Origin of the sequence: Erwinia oleae, from assembly GCF_000770305.1 — a bacterium.
GTDB lineage: Bacteria > Pseudomonadota > Gammaproteobacteria > Enterobacterales > Enterobacteriaceae > Erwinia > Erwinia oleae.
Genome location: NZ_JNVB01000012.1, coordinates 57,221 through 74,767, shown reverse-complemented (window position 1 = coordinate 74,767; position 17,547 = coordinate 57,221). Strand labels below are relative to the sequence as shown.

The following is a 17,547-nucleotide window of genomic DNA, read 5'->3' as shown; positions in this document are numbered from 1 at the left end:
CGGGAGTGTATTGATGTGCGTACTCCAGGCCATCGCCTCAAACGCCACGCGTAGCCCGCGCGCTTTTGCTTCCTGCGTCAACCAGAGCAGATCCTCTTCTTCACGTTGGGCGATACAGGCGGGATCGGTTGAGGCAGGCACCAGCAGCGTTGATGCGTCCAGCGCGGCGGCGGTATCCAGAAGGGTCAAAGCTTCGCTGCGTTTCTCTGCGCGCTTTACATCAGGCGCGCCGGTAAAGTCCAGCAGCACCTGATAATCCGTCAGCGCCAGACCCTGCGCATGGATAAATTGTGTGAGCCGCCGGACATCGCCCTGCGCTTTTTCCACATCCTGACGCCACAGTTCGATCTGTTGAAAACCCGCCCCGGCGGCAGCGCTTATTTTCTCTTCAGACGTGCCACCCAACAGCACGGTATTCAGGAATAGTGGATTATTCGCGAATTTCATATCTCTCCCCTGTTATCGACTTAAAAAAGCAGAGCGTCGCCGCGCCCGCCAAACGGACATGTTGCCTTTTCACAACAAAAAAGCAGTATAGCCGTCCCGCCTGGCATTCGTGGTCGCAACATGCCACCCTTAAGGCAGATGATTGATAGTGCGAGGGAGAGTGATGACCAGACCACCCGTGGCAAAGAAAATTCCTTTCGAAATGACGTTACACGGTGAGACGCGTACCGATAACTATTACTGGCTTCGCGATGACAGCCGTGAAAATCCTGACGTACTGGACTACCTGCATGCTGAAAATGATTACGGCAAAGCAGTCATGCAATCGCAGCGGTCGCTTCAGGATCGGTTGCTGAAGGAGATCGTCGATCGCATTCCGCAGGACGACCACTCGGTGCCCTATGTTAAAAACGGCTATCGCTATCAGCGTCGTTATGAAGAGGGGAAAGAGTACGCTGTCTATACGCGCCAGCCTGAAAAAACCACTTCGCCGGATAGCTGGCAGATCCTGCTCGACAGCAATCAGCGCGCGGCGCAGAGCGAGTTTTACACCATGGGCGGGCTGGCGGTTGCGCCGGATAACCGGCTGATGGCGGTAGCGGAGGATTTTCTTTCACGTCGTCAATACGGCATTCGCTTCTGCGATCTGGAAACCGGCACCTGGTATCCTGAAGTGCTGGAAAACGTCTCCTCTAGTTTTGTCTGGGCCAACGACAGCCAGACCCTTTATTACGTGTTAAAAGACAAGCAGACGCTGTTGCCCTGGCAGGTGTGGCGACATCGTGCGGGAACCGCGCAGGAGGCGGACGAACTGGTTTATGAGGAAAAAGACGACACCTTCAGCGTCAGCGTGCATAAAACCACCTCACAGGACTTTATCTTAATTGCGCTCTACAGCACCACCACCAGTGAGATCCAGCTGATAGACGCCGACTATGCCGATGCCCGGCCGCATGTCTTTTGTCCGCGTCGCAAAGATCACGAGTATTCGCTCGATCACTATCAGCATCAATTTTATGTACGCTCCAACCGCGAAGGTAAAAACTTCGGGCTGTATCGCACGGCATATCTGCGCGAAAGCGCGTGGGAAACGCTGATTGCGCCGCGTGAACAGGTGATGCTGGAAGACTTCAGCGTGTTTGACGCGTGGCTGGTGGTTGAAGAGCGCCAGCGCGGCCTGACCAGCCTGCGCCAGATAAATCGTCAAAGCGGCGAGACCTTTGGTATCGCCTTTGACGATCCCGCGTATGTCACCTGGCTGGCTTACAATCCGAATCCGGAAACCAGCAAACTTCGCTACGGTTACTCTTCCATGACCACGCCGGATACGCTTTTCGAACTGGACATGGACACCGGCGAGCGGTGCGTGCTGAAGCAGTCTGAAGTGAAGGGCTTTGATGCCAGCAGATATAAAAGCGAGCATCACTGGGTCACTGCCCGCGATGGCACGGAGGTGCCGGTGTCGCTGGTTTACCATCGTGAACACTATCAACCGGGTAAGAATCCGATGCTGGTTTACGGCTACGGTTCATACGGAAGCTGTATGGAAGCTGATTTCAGCGCCAGCCGCCTGAGCCTGCTCGATCGCGGCTTCATTTTTGCGCTGGCGCACATACGTGGCGGCAGCGAACTGGGGCAGCAGTGGTATGAAGACGGCAAGCTGCTCAATAAAAAGAACACCTTTAATGACTTTATCGACGTAACGGATACGCTGGTGGAGCAGGGCTACGGTCACCCTGAAAAGATTTATGCCATGGGCGGCAGCGCGGGTGGGCTGTTAATGGGTGCGGTGATCAACATGGCGCCGGAGCGATTTCACGGCGTAGTGGCGCAGGTGCCGTTTGTTGATGTGGTGACCACCATGCTTGATGAAACCATTCCGCTCACTACCGGAGAGTATGATGAGTGGGGCAATCCGGCTGACGAAACCTTTTACCGTTATATCCGCGAATACAGCCCTTATGACTGTGTGAGCCAGCAGGCTTATCCGCACATGCTGGTGACGACCGGACTGCATGATTCACAGGTGCAGTACTGGGAACCGGCAAAATGGGTGGCAAAACTCAGGGCGCTGAAGACGGATGACAGTCTGCTGCTGCTCTGTACTGATATGGACGCCGGGCACGGCGGCAAGTCCGGTCGTTTTAAATCCTGGGAGGGCGTGGCGCTGGAGTATGCTTTTCTGATCGGGCTGGCTCAGGAGACGCTCAGCGCCGGTAACGCTCACTGATCGGCTGACAGCGCGCGCTCCATTGCGCTGCGCAGATCGGGCCTGAGATCCTGAATATTTTTCAGCATCCAGCGCAGATAGCCAGGATCGCGTTTAGCCACATCGTCGACGCGGCTGCCGCGATACTTACCGAAAGGAAAGGTATTCGTGGAGCCGCGCACCTGCATTCGACGTACCATTTCAGCGGCATCCCAGCCGGAAAAGGTCATAATGCGAATCAAAAGTGACGCGGTCACGTAGCAGTCGTACAACGCCCGGTGGGCGTGCAGGCCAGCGGGCGTTTCAACTTCAAGCTTAAGCGCCTCGCGCAGCGCCTGGTTGCCATACTTCAGACCCGGCCATAATCCGCGCGCCAGCGTCATGGTGCAAATCCATTCGCCCGGCATTTCCGGCAGCATTCTGCGGTCGAAGCTGGCATTGTGCGCGACATAAAAAGCGCTGCCATGATAGCGTCCGATAACCTGTTCGATGGGCGGTTTATCGGCAACCATCTCTTCCGTGATGCGATGGATAGCCATCGCCTGACGGCCGATCGGGCGATCGGGACAGACCAGATCGCTCATGGGATTCACAATTTCGCCGTTAATCACGTCAACGGAGGCAACCTCAACGATGCCACCCTGCAACCCACAGGTTTCGGTATCAATCACGCGTAACATAGCTGTCCTTTTTAAGACTCAGGCAAACAGGGTAACGGATGAACTTCACCCTGCCAATGGTGGCCTTCGCGTCTGGCGATGACCACTTCCTCGTCAGCGCCGCCGACAACGATCTGCCGGCCGCTTTCATCCCATACCGCACTTTTTCCGGCGCTCTGATAGCCGCCGGTGGGCAGCGCATAATTCGCCATTAAAACCGTCATGCTGAACTGCTGCGCCCAGCGCGCGAGATGAGCGCTGTCTTCTGCATAGCCTTCCCTGGAAAGCAGCATGCCGGTCGCGTAGAGATCGGCACCACGTTCGGACGCATCTCGGGCAAACTCCTCTATCTTAATATCTGCGCAGATAGCCATCGCCACCTGATGTCGTGCATAACCAAACAGCGGCAGGCTCTCTCCCGGCTGAAAAATCCGCTTCTCATCACCGAACAGATTACGCTTGCCGTAAGCCATGCGGGTGCCTTCCGGCAAAAAAGCCAGCGCGGAAAGCAAAACCTGCTGTCCGGTACTTAGTGGTAACCCAATGACGATTGTCATCTGCGCCTCGTGAGCGGCACGGGTAAAAGCATCCAGGCGGGGATCGTGAATGGACATCGCCAGTTGCGGCGCCAGCGCCAGCTCATAGCCCGTGAGAGAAAGCTCGGGGAAAACCAGCAAATCGACGCGGTGTTCGGCGGCGCAGCGGATAAATTCGAGGTGATGAGAAATATTCCAGTCAATATCACCGGGGCGCGCCCCGTACTGTGCTGCGGCAATACTCCAGGTGGGCATACTTTTCCTGCCTGATGGTTGCAAAGAGGTCATAACAACCGAAGCCACAGAGAAAAACAAGGCGCAGGACGCGCTATTTTTGTTTCGGTTCGTAAGGCAGACGCGACAAATTGAGCGAAAGCTGGCGATGATGCATCAGCCGCTGGCGAAACCATTCCCGCAGCGCTTCCGGCTGGTCACGCTCCACCAGGTCGGCGACCACTGGCATGTTGTAGCGTTCTTTATAGGCGACGCCAGCGGCGGCAAGATCCACATTCACTTTATCTTTTTCGTCCTGCGACAGTTCGGCAAGATTATGATTCATGACCTTCTCCTCTGTTGGCGGCAAAAATAAAGCACTCCGGGCGCTTTCGCAAGCCCGTCACGAGGAAACACGCTGATCGTCTCGACACCTTTTTTCAGGCGGAGTATTCTTTCGACCTCAATCAGCTACCGGGCCGATCCGGTAAGGACGATTTAATGCGTAAGTTCTCTTTGATCCTGACGCTGGTGAGCGTCGCCGTATTTACTCAACAGGCTTCTGCTCACGCACATCTCAAAAACCAGTATCCGGCAGCAAATGCTAACGTCACTGCTTCGCCGCAGGCGTTGACCCTGACCTTTTCTGAGGATATTGAGCCTGCCTTCAGCGGCGTAGAGGTTATCGACGGCAACCAACAGGCGGTGCCGCTGGCCGAGGTTGAACGCGCGCCAAAGCAGCATAATCAGCTTATCGTGCCGCTGGAGAAACCGCTGGTCTCCGGCCACTATCAGGTTACCTGGCACGTGCTTTCCGTTGACGGTCATAAAACCAAAGGGAACTATACCTTTAGCGTGAAGTGATATGTCGCTCAGTCTTTTTTATGTGTGCTGTCGCTGGCTGCACTTTACCGCGCTGATTACGCTGGCGGGCGCAAGCGCCTTCACCGTGCTGCTTGCGCCGGCTGGCTTCAGAGATCGCCTTTCGACAAAATTTACAACGCTGCTGCGCCTGAGCGCCGCGCTGTCATTGCTGAGCGCGATGGCGCTGCTGGCAGCGCAAACCGGCCTGATGGGCGAAGGCTGGTATGATATCGCCAGCGCCGATGTCTGGCAGGCAGTGCTGAACACCCGTTTTGGTCAGGTCTGGCAGTGGCAGCTTATTGCCGCTCTGACAGGTGTGATTGCGCTAATGATAAAGGGGCGGGCGGGGCAGATTTTACTGTTGCTGAGCGCTATCTGGCAACTGACAGGGCTGGCGTTTGTCGGCCATGCCGCCATGTTGGAAGGAACGGCGGGTGCGCTGCATCGCCTGTGTCAGGGCGTTCACCTGCTTTCTGCCGCCTTCTGGGCCGGTGGGCTGCTGCCGGTGCTGCTACTGATGAAAGATATTCGTCAGCGGATAAGTCAGGATGAGGCCATTTCTACCCTGATGCGCTTTTCGCGTTACGGTCATCTGGCCGTATCATTAACAATCCTCAGCGGCATAATCAACGCGCGCATTCTGTTGGGCTGGCCGCCGACCAGCTTTCACCTTTACAGTCAGCTGTTGCTGGCCAAGGTATTGCTGGTTGCGCTGATGAGCGGCATCGCCCTGATCAATCGTTATCTGCTGGTGCCGCGTTTTCGCCGTCGGGAGGGAACGTCCCGACGCAGTTTTATGATATTAACCGTTGCCGAACTGCTGATAGCAGGCGCCGCGCTGGCGCTGGTCAGCCTGTTTGCCACGCTGGAACCGGCGTGATGTGATAATTCACCGCCGTATGGCGGACATTATTAAGAGAGTGAAAGATGATGAAAAAGGTAGTTGGCCTGGTACTGGCGCTGAGTTTGTGTTCTGATGCGCTGGCGGCGCAGATTATAACCGTCAGCCGGTTTGAAATTGGTAAAGACAAGTGGGCGTTTAACCGTGAAGAGGTGATGCTGACCTGCGGGAAAGGCGGGGCGCTTTTTGCTATCAATCCCAGCACGCTGGTGCAGTATCCGCTGAACGATACTGCTGAGACGCTGGTAAAAAACGGCAGTGCAAAAGGGCAACCCATTAGCGTTATACAGATTGATGATCCGCAGCATCCGGGCGAAAAGAAGAGCCTTGCGCCATTTATCGACCGGGCACACACGTTATGCGACTGACAGACGCGTAGTGGGCCGGGCGATGTGATTATTCCTTAAGCGTTGTTTAATTCTTACACCTGGATCACAAATGCACAACTCTTATGGATTAACGTTGACAACTGACTGGAAAAGCTCCACTGGCGGACTATCTTTAAAAGTGCAAGGCGTCATCGCCTGCATCAATGCCAACTTTTAGCGCACGGCTCTTTCGAAGAGCCATTTCCCTGGACCGAAGACAGGAATCGTCTTCGGTCTTTTTTTGCTTGTAAAAAAACAGTGCACATGACTGCGTTTCGCTAACACCTTCAGGAGGAAAACACATGAAAAACGAGAAAGAGATTTCGATTGACGCGTTTACAAGTACCGAAAAAGAGCTTGTCGAGGTAAAAATTAAACAGCTGACGCTCAAGCTGGCACATGTTCCCAGCAAAAAAGAGGAGAAGGAGATCGTCAAGGAAGCGAAACGCTCGGTAATGAAATCGCGGGTTGAAAAGGAAACCACCAAAGCCGTGCTGGCGAAAAAACCGCGTAAACCGTCTGCGGCGAAAGAGAGCGAAGTGAAAGAGTTTAACTGGACGGCGTCCGTGCGTAAAAATCCGCGTGCGCTAAAATAAAAAGGTATTGTCTTTCCGGGCAACACTCTTTTTAACGCGCGACTGCGGGTGCGGCGATGCTCTATCACTATCTCGACGGCAAAAACTGGCGGCATATCTATCTGGTGGGCGATTTGCACGGCTGCAAATCGATGCTCGACAGCCAGTTGCTGACCTGCCGTTTCGATCCTCAGCAGGATTTGCTGGTGGCGGTCGGCGATCTCATCGATCGCGGCCCGGACAGCATGGGATGTCTGTCGCTGCTCCAGGCGCCGTGGTTTCGCAGCGTTCGCGGCAATCACGAAGAGATGGCATTGAACGCAATTCATCACGGCGCGCACCAACAATGGATAAGAAACGGCGGCGACTGGTTCTATCAGCTTCAGGGTGCGCAAATGATTGAAGCGAAGCATGCGCTCAGTCTTTGCAACCAACTGCCGTTAATCCTGCATATTTTGCTCGACGGGCGCGTGGTGGTGGTGGCGCACGCTGACTATCCCGCCGCACACTATTCATGGGGAGCGGAGGTGGATCCCTATGAGGTGGTCTGGAGCCGCGCGCGTATTGAGCGAGTTCAGAACGGGCGCGGCGGCAAAATAGCGGGCGCCGATGATTTCTACTTCGGTCATACGCCGCTCTCTTCCCCGCTGCACGCCTTTAATCTGCACTACATCGACACCGGCGCGGTGTTTGGCAATACGCTGACGCTGGTGCAGATCCAGTAATGCTTCAGGATGAAAACAGCTTTCCGTCGCGGACTAAATCGCGCGGGTAGTTGTTCTTTATCCGGTTGCCCACTTTCTTAGCGATACCCACAGGCTGCTGCTGACAGGTGACCAGAAATTCGCCATCAGGCAACGCCGTTTCAGGATAGATATCCCGTCCTCTGTACCACTCTTCCGCCTGCGTAGTCGTCAGCGCTACGCTGTTTTTCGCCTGCGCGTCACCGAGCGCAATCGCCGCTTCGTGCTGCCAGCGATAGCCTTTCGGGAACGTTTCTGCGAGTTTCAACCCGATGCGTGCAAAGCGTACTTTGCCCAACAGTGGCTCCAGCGCGCGCGGAAACAGCCAGCGTTCTTTATCACGTTGCCACAGCGAACAACTATCCCCTTCCCAGCGCAGGCCGGCTTTTGCCGCCGCAGCCACGATCGCGTTGTGTTCGTCCATTTTGACCGGTGCGAACGGAAGCTTACCCACTTTATAACCCGGTACCGGCAACGGCGGCACGCTGGTGAGCTTCCTTAACCTGGCGACAAAAAAACCTTCGCTGTCGAAAATCTGTGGGAACACATGCAGGAAACCTTCCGGCGTGGCGGCGGCTTCAGCACCCGCGAACAGCCTGTCCAGCGGCTCAATCGCCACCGCATCCGGGTAGCGTGCCATCAGCCACGCAATCGTCTGCTGGTTTTCAGCACGATTGAGCGTGCAGGTTGAATAGACCAGCGTGCCGCCAGGGCGCAAAGCGTGAAACGCGCTGTCGATCAGATCGTGCTGGGTGGCGGCGATTTCGGCGATACTCTCCGGCGACCAGTTGCGTAATGCGTCGCGGTCCTTGCGGATCACGCCTTCGCCGGAGCAGGGAGCATCCAACAGGATCGCATCAAACGTTTCCGGCAATGCTGCCCCAAAGACGCGGCCATCAAAATGGGTGATAGCCGTATTGCGGATGCCGCAGCGGCTGAGGTTAGCGTGCAGCACCTTCACCCGGCTGGCGGAATACTCATTGGCGAGGATAGCACCTTTATTCGCCATCCTGGCCGCAATCTGGGTGGTTTTCGAACCGGGTGCGGCGGCGACATCCATGACGCGCTCCGGCGTCGGACAGCCATCAAACAACGCCATGACCGGCAGCATAGAACTGGCTTCCTGAATGTAATAAAGCCCGGCGAGATGCTCTGCCGTGCTGCCCAGCGGCAAGGCATCGGCATCGTCTCTGGCGATCCAGAATCCTTCCTCGCACCAGGGAATGGGCGTAAGCGACCAGTTGTAAGGCTCAACCTCCTTCAGAAAATCCGCCACGCTGATTTTAAGCGTGTTGACACGTACACTTCGACGTAAAGGTTGCTGACTGATATCGATGAAACGCGCGAAGTCAGCGCTGTCTGGCAGCAAATCGCGCATTTGTTGCAGGAAAAGATCCGGAAAAACAAGCTGGGAAGATAACGACACTGAACGGTTCCGCTGATGGAGAATAGCCGCAGTTTATCATGCTCAGGCACAAAATTTAGTGAAAGTACGCGCCTTCCCTGGCGCGTGATACTTTCTTCGCGATTAGTTAGCGGGCAGGGCGGTTCCCCATTTGCGCCACTCTTTCGGTTCTTCATCATCCAGCATAAAGTGCTTGCCCGGCGTCGCCTGTGGCGCCAGCGGAACGGTTGGCGGCGTGGCGAAGGCGATGCCGCCCTGAATAAACTGCTGGAAGGTGCCGGTTTTCACCACGCCGCCAATCAGGCCAAACTTGAAGTTATAGCCGGAAGCCAGCCAGAACACTGAGTTGTTACGCACCAGGTGTTGGTACTTCTTGCTGATGCGCAGGGTGATCTGCACGCGATCCGCCATGGCGCCAAGCGACGTACCGGTCACCGTACCCACTTCGACGCCACGGAACAGCACCGGCGTTCCCACGGAGAGCGAGCCGCCTTCCGGCGCGTCCAGCACCACGTTCAGCCCGTTAAGATAGCGCGCGTCGGTGATGGTGGATTCCTGAAGCTCAAAGCTGCGCTGGCTGCGGCCCTTGCCCGGATCGATATTGATGTAGTTTTGCAGCAGCGTATCCAGATGATTCACGCCCGCAGCGGAGATCTCGGGTGACACCACGGAAAAACGCGTGCCCAGCCGGGCAAAATCTTTTACGTATTCCGGATAGAGCACCGCTTTTGCCACCACCTGATTTCTGTCGTCATTAAATGCCAGCGACTCAACTTGGCCGATAGTGATGCCCAGATAGCGGATCGGCATGCCCGGCGCAAGCTTGCTGGCGTCATAGGTCACCAGAGAGATCTGGCTGCCCACCGCGCGGGCGGCAGTTTCAGAGTCGTAGAGCGTGCGCTGATCTTTGCTGCTCAGGCCCACACCCGCGCCGGACAGGTTATCAAAGCTTATTGCGCCGCGCAGGGCACGATTCAGAGGCGAGGCCTGCACCGTCAGGCCGCTGCCGTTAAGCTGCACGCGTGCGCCGCCTTCCGACCAGAACACGCTGTTTTCCGTCAGCAGCTTCTGGTACTCCGGCTTGATGTGCACCAGGACATCAAACTGGTTGGCTTTAGGAATGACATCGACGATTTCTCCCACCTGAAATTTGCGATAGAGCACCACCGAGCCTTTCTGAATATCCGGCAGACTGGTGGCGCGCAGCGTGAGAGTGGTAGGAGGGCGGTCGGTAGTGATGCCCGCCGCGGCTTTCTCCGCGTTGGCATAAAGCGGATAGGTGGTTTTTACCTCGCCTTTGCTGCCGGGCACCAGGCGGATGCCGCCATCCACCCATTCGCTGGCGCTGGCGCCGATCACTTCCATTCCATCCAGCCCGAGCTTCACATCCAGGCGGCTGTTGATAATAAATTTGCTGTCGCCGTGTACCAGATGGCGATGTTCCGGCGCAATCGCCACGCGAAACGCCACGCCTTTTTCCGTGAGTTCACGACTGACCACCTGGCCAATCTGCATACCGTGAAAGATTAGCGGCTGGCCGGCGTTGATGCCGTAGCTTTCCGGCGCGGTCAACTGCACCGCCAGCGTATCGGGGCGCTGAAGCAGCGAGGCGTCGCTGTGCAGGACGGTAAAACGGCTTTGCGGCTCGCCGTCGCCGGGAACCAGTTCCAACGTATTGCCCGTCAGCAGGTTGCTTAAATTGGCATCGGTCAGGCTGATTTTCGGGCTGCGCATCTCAATGCGCGTGCCGCTGCGCATCAGGCCGATAACGGAAGGGTCGAGCGTCAGCTCGCCGGTAACGCCGCTGCCGCCGTGCAGGTTAAGGGCGGTAAGCGTGCCGACTTCCAGCCCCTGATACATCAGCGGCGTGCTGCCCGCCTTCAGGTTTTTACCATCCGGCAGATCCAGGGTAACAATTACCCCGCGCTGGCTGTGTGCCAGATCGGGATAGAGCGAATAGTCGTCATCCGTTCTTGCCTGCGCTGACTGCGCCGGCGAATCAAAGGCAATGGCGCCATTAACCAGCGCGGCCAGGCTCTCCAGCTGTACCTTCGCGCCGCTCAGCCCGACGTCAGCTTTGACGCCGGAAACGTTCCAGAAGCGGCTGTCTTTTTTCACCAGATTGGTAAAGCGACGCTCAATCAGCACGTCGATCGTCACGTTTTTATTACCCGGATTGATGCTGTAGTCATACACGCGGCCCACCGGGATCTTGCGGAAATAAACCACCGAACCGGTATTGAGTGAGCCAAGATCGGTGGCGTGCAGATGCACCAGCAGCTCCCCGGTGTTGACGCGATATTTCGGCTGGGTATCCAGCGCCACAAAGTTTTCGCGCGGTTTGCCCTTGCCGGGCATCATGCCGATATAGTTACCGCCAACCAGCGCATCCAGCCCCGACACGCCCGCCAGAGAGGCCTTTGGCGTGACCAGCCAGAACTGCGTGTCTTCACGCAGCGCATCGCGCATGTCGCTTTTGATGCTGGCTTTGATTTTGATGGTACGCAGATCGTCGGTCATGCTGATGCTCTGCACCATGCCGACCTCAACGCCCTGGTAACGCACCGGCGTCCGGCCCGGAGTGATGCCGTCCGCCGTGGCGAAATCGATGGTGACCGTGGTGCCGCGCTCCTGGTAGTTGGTCCAGACGAGCCAGCCTGCAATCAGCATGGCAATAAAAGGCAGCAGCCAGAATGGCGAAATCCTGCGGCGGCTTTTTATGCGTGCATTAGTCGGTGTAGTCGGCGTTTCCTGTTGCATGTGCATCCCAAAGTAAACGACTATCCAGCCATTCAACGGCCATGATAGTGAGAATAACCGCCGAGCCGAAATAGAAGGCTGCCGGTCCCATGGTAAAAGCCAAAAGCTGGTCGCGATTGACCAGCGACATCGTTAACGAAATAACAAACAGATCGAGCATCGACCAGCGTCCAACCCAGGTCACCACCCGCAGCAGCCTGACGCGCGTTTTCAGCCCCTGTTCGCACTTAAAATGGATGCTCAGCAGCAGCGTCAGCAGCACGATCACCTTGGTGAACGGCACTAAAATACTGGCAATAAACACCACCGCCGCAATCGGTATATTGCCTGAGGCCAGCGACATGATGCCGGAAAGAATAGTGTCCTCCTGCCGCGCGCCGTTCAGATAGATGATTGAGATCGGCAGCGTATTCGCCGGGATCAGTAAAACGATCGAGGCGATAAGCGCCGCCCATGATTTTTGCAGGCTGTGACGGCGACGAAAGCGCAGCGGCGTATGGCAGCGCGGACAGCGACCGCGCGCGTCCGGCAGGCCGGTATGGTGGCAGTTGAGGCACACCTGTAGCCGCTCAGGCGAGACATTAAGCCGTGGCTGTGGGTAAAAACGGTGCCAGAGCTGCTCGCTGTTCATATGAATCAGCGTAATGACGCTCAGCAGCACCAGCAAAACAAATGCAATCAGGCCGGGCCCCGGCGTAATTTCTGCGTAGTCCTGCACTTTAATAGACGCAATGCCGATACCCACCAGATAGATATCCAGCATCACCCATTCGCGCAGGCGTTCAAACATCAGCAGAACAGGGCGAAGATTCATGCCGGCGCGTTGGCCGAAATAGAGCCAGGCGATGGAAGCCACCAGCGTGGCCGGCGCGCCGATGGTGCAGAAGGCGACCATGGACGCGGTAATAACGTCTCCCTGGCGGGCCATCTGAATCACGCCGCCAAACAGGCTGGCGCTGATATTGCTGCCAAGCAGGCGGACAGACATCAGCGATTCGCCAAAGGCGAACGGCATAAGCAGCAGCATGGTGACCGCCATCGCGGCAAGGCGCGTCATTGACCAGTCACGGCCATTCAGAATTCGCGCGTTGCAGCGCGGGCAGTGCGCTGACTGGTCAGAGTTGACGTCTGGTAAGGAAAAAAGGGTATCGCATTGGGGACAACGCTGATAACGTGCCTGTGGCAAAGCCTCACTGATAGCGTGTATTTTCATAATCCTGACTAAGCTGAAAGCCCCGACTGCACTGGGTTGGGTTAGGCCACGTTACTGACTTTCGGCGGGCCGGGAAGCCCCTGCTTCAGGGCCAGCCGATTAAGAGTATATTAACAAATACACCCTATCGTCCTGAACATTTGATACTTTTTTTAAACATGCGTGCTCATTTTGTGCCGCGACCTACGTTTCCACCAATGGTTAGATAATGACTAAAGCAGAATTTTATGCAGAACTGACCCGCGATTCGAACGCCCTGATTGCGGGTGAAACCAGTTTTCTTGCCGTCATGGGCAATTGCAGTGCGCTATTATTTGAGCGGCTGGAAAGCGTGAACTGGGCGGGATTTTACCTGCTGAGTGAACCCGACACATTGGTGCTGGGGCCGTTTCAGGGGAAAATCGCCTGCGTGCGCATTCCTGTGGGTAAAGGCGTTTGTGGTACCGCCGTGGCGCAGGGCGTGATTCAGCGCGTCGCCGATGTTCACGCCTTCCCGGGGCATATCGCCTGCGATGCCGCCAGCAATGCGGAAATCGTTCTGCCGCTGATCGTTAACGGCCAGACGGTCGGCGTACTGGACATCGACAGCGTAACGCATCATCGCTTCGACCAGCAGGATGAAGAAGGGTTGAAAGCCCTGACCGACGGGCTGTGTAAGGTGCTGGCTGAAACCGATCTGCAAAAATTTATTGCGATGAAACACAGCTAAAGCGCTGGATAACGTAGCATTTGCCGATGGGGTCATTATAATGGCGCCTGTTCATGCCTGCGGCTTATTGGCAATTCCGTTGTAATCAGGAAAATTCATGGAAAATCAACCTAAGTTGAATAGCAGTAAAGAAGTCATCGCTTTTTTGGCCGAGCGTTTCCCGCAATGCTTTAGTGCCGAAGGCGAAGCAAAACCGCTGAAGATTGGTATCTTTCAGGATCTGGTTGAACGCGTTCAGGGCGAAATGAACCTGAGCAAAACCCAGCTTCGCTCCGCGCTGCGTCTTTACACGTCGAGCTGGCGCTACCTGTACGGCATCAAAGCAGGCGCAGCCCGCGTGGATCTGGATGGCAATGCCTGCGGCGAACTGGATGAGCAACACGTAGAACATGCCCGTAAGCAGCTTGAAGAAGCGAAAGCGCGCGTTCAGGCGCAACGCGAGCAGCAGCAGGCGAAAAAACGTGAAGCGGGTGAAGAGACCGCGCCGCGCCGTCCGCGCAGGCCGAAACCTTCTGCAGAAGGTGAGCAGCCGCGCAAAGTTCGCAGCAAACCTGCTGCCGGACGCGCGCCTTCCGCAGAGCGTCAGCCACCGCGCACGCAACCCGTCACCGACACCGCCGCACTTCAGCCGGGCCAGAGCATTAAAGTCACCGCAGGCAAAAGTGCAATGGACGCAACCATTCTTGAAGTCACTAAAGATGGCGTCCGGGTTCAACTGGCTTCCGGTCTGGCAATGATCGTACGCGCAGAACATTTACAGTTCTGAAACGGAGGCCAATCAGGGCATGAACAACTTTTTTAAAACCACCGTTATTGCAGGATTGCTGCTTGCAGGAAACGTTTTCGCCGCCGACAGCATCACGCGCGCCGATCAGATACCCCAGCTCCATCAGGAGCCGCAGCACGCTACCGTGAGCGAGCGCGTTTCGTCTCGCTTTACGCGTTCGCACTATCGTCAATTCGATCTTGATAAAGACTTTTCCGTCAAGATTTTTGAGCGATACCTTAATCTTCTCGACTACAGCCACAACGTGCTGTTGGTTTCTGACATTGAGCAGTTTTCTTCGCGGAAAACGCTGCTGAGTGACGAGCTGAAAACCGGCAAGCTGGATGTTTTTTACGACATCTATAATCTTGCGCAAAAGCGTCGTTTTGAGCGTTATCAATACGCGCTGACGGTGTTAAATAAGCCGATGGATTTTACCGGTCATGACACGATCGATACCGATCGCAGCAAGATGCCATGGCCAAAAACCACCGCTGAGCTTAATCAGCTGTGGGACGCGAAAGTCAAATATGACGAGCTGAGCCTTAAGCTCACCGGCAAAGACGAAAAAGAAATTCGTGACGTTCTGACCAAACGCTATCAGTTTGCTATTCGCCGCCTGGCGCAGAGCAACAGTGAAGATGTTTTCCAGATGGCGATGACTGCGTTTGCGCATGAAATTGATCCGCACACCAACTATCTCTCGCCGCGGAATACCGAGCAGTTCAATACCGAAATGAGCCTGTCGCTTGAAGGTATCGGCGCGGTGTTGCAAATGGATGAAGACTATACCGTCATCAACTCAATGGTAGCGGGCGGCCCGGCGGCGAAGAGCAAAGCGATCACCGTTGGCGATCGTATTGTTGGCGTCGGCCAGCCCGGCAAGCCGATTGTTGATGTGATTGGCTGGCGTCTCGACGACGTTGTCGCACAAATCAAAGGCCCGAAAGGCAGTAAAGTTCGGCTGGAAGTGCTGCCTGCCGGTAAGGGCACCAAAACGCGCATCGTGACGCTGACGCGTGAGAAAATTCGCCTGGAAGATCGGGCGGTGAAAATGACGGTGCATAACGTCGGCAAAGAGAAAGTCGGCGTGCTGGATATTCCCGGTTTCTACGTGGGCCTGACGGATGACGTTAAAGTGCAGCTTCAGAAACTGCAAAAGCAGAATGTGAACAGCATCGTCATTGATCTGCGTACTAACGGCGGCGGGGCGCTGACGGAAGCCGTATCGCTTTCCGGCCTGTTTATCCCGTCCGGCCCGGTGGTGCAGGTTCGTGATAACAACGGTAAAGTGCGTGAAGACAGCGATACCGATGGCACCGTGTTCTATAAAGGGCCGCTGGTGGTGCTGGTCGATCGCTTCAGTGCGTCGGCATCGGAGATTTTTGCCGCTGCGATGCAGGATTATGGCCGGGCGCTGATCGTGGGCGAACCCACCTTTGGTAAAGGCACCGTTCAGCAGTATCGTTCACTGAATCGTATTTACGATCAGATGCTGCGCCCTGAATGGCCTGCGCTGGGTTCGGTTCAGTACACCATTCAGAAGTTTTACCGCATCAACGGCGGCAGCACGCAGCGGAAAGGCGTAACTCCCGATTTGCTGATGCCAACCGGCGTTGAAGCCGTGGAAACCGGCGAGAAGTTTGAAGACAACGCGCTGCCGTGGGACAGCATCAACGCCGCCAGCTTTACCAAAACGGGCGATCTGAAACCGTTTGGCGCGCAGTTGCTGAAGGCACATCAGGATCGCATCGCCAACGATCAGGAGTTTCAGTACATCATCAAGGATATTGCTCGCTTCAACGCGATGAAAGACAAGCGTAAAACCATTTCGCTGAATCTTGCCGAGCGTGAGAAAGAGAACCATGAAGATGATGCGCTGCGCCTTGAGCGAATCAATGCACGGATGAAGCGCGAAGGCAAAAAACCGCTGGCTAAGCTGGAAGACCTGCCGAAAGAGTATAAAGAGCCGGATCCTTACCTTGACGAGACGGTCAATATCGCTAACGATCTGGCGCGATTAACAAAATCTTAATCGCCGGCAACGGGCAGCAAATAACACCAAAGGCACAGCGCAGGCTGTGCTTTTTTTTTGGGCGACTCGCCATTGACTGCTTGCGGTTTGACTGAGCGCGTAAAGAGAGCGGCGCAGTGTAAAGTTATGTCTTTTTAGTGACTTAAAGGTTAAGAGTGCTTGAAATGTTTTGATCTGCCCCTACGATGGATAACCGCTACAAGCGATTTTTATAACTGAGGAAGATTAAACGATATGATGCGTATTGCGCTTTTCCTGTTGACCAACCTGGGCGTAATGGTGGTCTTTGGGCTGATCCTCAGCCTGACGGGGATTCAGTCAAGCAGTGTTCAGGGCCTGATGATCATGGCAGGTCTGTTTGGCTTCGGCGGTGCGTTTGTTTCACTGCTGATGTCGAAGTGGATGGCGTTGCGTTCCGTTGGCGGTGAAGTTATTGAGCAGCCGCGCAATGAAACCGAGCGCTGGCTGATGCAGACTATTTCGCAGCAGGCCCAACAGGCCGGCATTGCGATGCCGCAGGTGGCTGTTTATCATGCGCCGGATATCAACGCCTTCGCTACCGGCGCCCGCCGGAATGCGTCACTGGTTGCCGTTTCAACCGGCCTGTTGCAAAACATGAGCCGTGACGAAGCGGAAGCGGTGCTGGCGCATGAAATCAGCCACATTGCCAACGGTGACATGGTCACCATGACGCTGATCCAGGGCGTGGTGAACACCTTTGTGATCTTTATTTCGCGCATACTTGCGCAGGTTGCCGCAGGTTTTATGTCTGGCGATCGCGAAGAGGGGGAAAGCAGCAACGGTAATCCGCTGGTCTACTTCGCGGTTTCAATGGTGCTGGAGCTGGTCTTCGGTATTATTGCCAGCATCATTACCATGTGGTTTTCACGCCACCGTGAATTCCATGCCGATGCGGGTTCCGCACGGCTGGTCGGTCGTGAAAAGATGATTGCCGCGCTTCAACGCCTGAAAACCAGCTATGAACCGCAGGAGGCGAGTACCATGATGGCCTTCTGTATCAACGGTAAATCAAAAACCTTCAGCGAGCTGTTCATGTCGCACCCGCCGCTGGATAAGCGCATTGAAGCGCTACGCAGCGGTCACTATCTCAAATAATAAAGCCGGGCTGAAAAGCCCGGTTTTT

Annotated in this window: 17 protein-coding genes; 10 read left to right on the top strand and 7 right to left on the bottom strand. The window is 55.7% G+C overall.

Annotated elements, in window-relative coordinates:
* Positions 1 to 447, bottom strand: a 447-nt coding sequence (locus GS12_RS06035) for a sugar phosphate isomerase/epimerase family protein (RefSeq protein WP_034944861.1), incomplete at its 3' end; no start/stop codon positions are given.
* Between the two features lie 163 nt (positions 448 to 610).
* Between GS12_RS06035 and GS12_RS06030 the strand changes: the two genes are divergently transcribed.
* Positions 611 to 2,677 carry a prolyl oligopeptidase family serine peptidase gene (locus GS12_RS06030; RefSeq protein WP_034944857.1) on the top strand — a complete coding sequence of 689 codons (2,067 nt, stop codon included), beginning with the start codon at positions 611 to 613 and terminating at the stop codon, positions 2,675 to 2,677.
* On the opposite strand, the gene exoX is transcribed toward GS12_RS06030, so the two are convergent.
* The 3 genes from exoX to GS12_RS06015 form a co-directional block, all read right to left on the bottom strand.
* Positions 2,671 to 3,336, bottom strand: coding sequence for an exodeoxyribonuclease X (exoX, locus tag GS12_RS06025; RefSeq protein WP_034944854.1), 666 nt, complete (start codon positions 3,334 to 3,336; stop codon positions 2,671 to 2,673). The two genes, GS12_RS06030 and exoX, sit on opposite strands and share 7 nt — an antisense overlap.
* Before the next feature lie 11 nt (positions 3,337 to 3,347).
* Positions 3,348 to 4,106, bottom strand: coding sequence for a carbon-nitrogen hydrolase family protein (locus GS12_RS06020; RefSeq protein WP_034944851.1), 759 nt, complete (start codon positions 4,104 to 4,106; stop codon positions 3,348 to 3,350).
* Positions 4,107 to 4,179: 73 nt separating this feature from the next.
* A complete protein-coding gene (locus GS12_RS06015; RefSeq protein WP_034915368.1) occupies positions 4,180 to 4,410 on the bottom strand; it encodes a DNA polymerase III subunit theta in 231 nt (76 codons plus the stop codon).
* Positions 4,411 to 4,565: 155 nt separating this feature from the next.
* Between GS12_RS06015 and yobA the strand changes: the two genes are divergently transcribed.
* The 5 genes from yobA (at position 4,566) to GS12_RS05990 (ending at position 7,497) form a co-directional block, all read left to right on the top strand.
* Positions 4,566 to 4,928, top strand: a complete 363-nt coding sequence (gene yobA / locus GS12_RS06010) for a CopC domain-containing protein YobA (protein WP_052118364.1) — start codon at positions 4,566 to 4,568, stop codon at positions 4,926 to 4,928.
* Between the two features lies 1 nt (position 4,929).
* Complete coding sequence (gene copD / locus GS12_RS06005; RefSeq protein ID WP_034944848.1) at positions 4,930 to 5,808, top strand: copper homeostasis membrane protein CopD; 879 nt, start codon at positions 4,930 to 4,932, stop codon at positions 5,806 to 5,808.
* 50 nt (positions 5,809 to 5,858) lie between these two features.
* Positions 5,859 to 6,197 (top strand): YebY family protein, encoded by a 339-nt coding sequence (locus tag GS12_RS06000; protein ID WP_034919195.1) that lies wholly within the window; start codon positions 5,859 to 5,861, stop codon positions 6,195 to 6,197.
* Between the two features lie 302 nt (positions 6,198 to 6,499).
* Complete coding sequence (locus GS12_RS05995) at positions 6,500 to 6,793, top strand: hypothetical protein (RefSeq protein ID WP_034915363.1); 294 nt, start codon at positions 6,500 to 6,502, stop codon at positions 6,791 to 6,793.
* Positions 6,794 to 6,849: 56 nt separating this feature from the next.
* Positions 6,850 to 7,497, top strand: a complete 648-nt coding sequence (locus GS12_RS05990; protein WP_034944845.1) for a metallophosphoesterase — start codon at positions 6,850 to 6,852, stop codon at positions 7,495 to 7,497.
* A 4-nt stretch (positions 7,498 to 7,501) separates the two neighbouring features.
* Here GS12_RS05990 and rsmF read toward each other — a convergent pair whose 3' ends face one another.
* The 3 genes from rsmF to yebS form a co-directional block, all read right to left on the bottom strand.
* On the bottom strand, positions 7,502 to 8,941 hold the full coding sequence (gene rsmF / locus GS12_RS05985) for a 16S rRNA (cytosine(1407)-C(5))-methyltransferase RsmF (RefSeq protein WP_072016846.1): 1,440 nt from the start codon (positions 8,939 to 8,941) through the stop codon (positions 7,502 to 7,504).
* A gap of 102 nt (positions 8,942 to 9,043) precedes the next feature.
* Complete coding sequence (locus tag GS12_RS05980) at positions 9,044 to 11,680, bottom strand: PqiB family protein (protein WP_034944842.1); 2,637 nt, start codon at positions 11,678 to 11,680, stop codon at positions 9,044 to 9,046.
* On the bottom strand, positions 11,649 to 12,893 hold the full coding sequence (yebS, locus tag GS12_RS05975) for a membrane integrity lipid transport subunit YebS (RefSeq protein ID WP_034915348.1): 1,245 nt from the start codon (positions 12,891 to 12,893) through the stop codon (positions 11,649 to 11,651). The genes GS12_RS05980 and yebS overlap by 32 nt, the downstream gene beginning before the upstream one ends.
* A 208-nt stretch (positions 12,894 to 13,101) precedes the next feature.
* Here yebS and GS12_RS05970 point away from each other — a divergent pair, with 208 nt between their 5' ends.
* The 4 genes from GS12_RS05970 (at position 13,102) to htpX (ending at position 17,519) form a co-directional block, all read left to right on the top strand.
* Complete coding sequence (locus tag GS12_RS05970; protein WP_034915345.1) at positions 13,102 to 13,602, top strand: GAF domain-containing protein; 501 nt, start codon at positions 13,102 to 13,104, stop codon at positions 13,600 to 13,602.
* A gap of 97 nt (positions 13,603 to 13,699) precedes the next feature.
* A complete protein-coding gene (proQ, locus tag GS12_RS05965; protein WP_034915342.1) occupies positions 13,700 to 14,368 on the top strand; it encodes an RNA chaperone ProQ in 669 nt (222 codons plus the stop codon).
* Positions 14,369 to 14,387: 19 nt separating this feature from the next.
* The gene (gene prc, locus GS12_RS05960; RefSeq protein ID WP_034944839.1) at positions 14,388 to 16,403 is read left to right on the top strand and encodes a carboxy terminal-processing peptidase; all 2,016 of its coding nucleotides are present in this window, start codon (positions 14,388 to 14,390) and stop codon (positions 16,401 to 16,403) included.
* Positions 16,404 to 16,637: 234 nt separating this feature from the next.
* Entirely contained in the window at positions 16,638 to 17,519 is an 882-nt protein-coding gene (htpX, locus tag GS12_RS05955) for a protease HtpX (RefSeq protein WP_034915338.1), read from the top strand.
* Positions 17,520 to 17,547 lie beyond the last annotated feature (28 nt).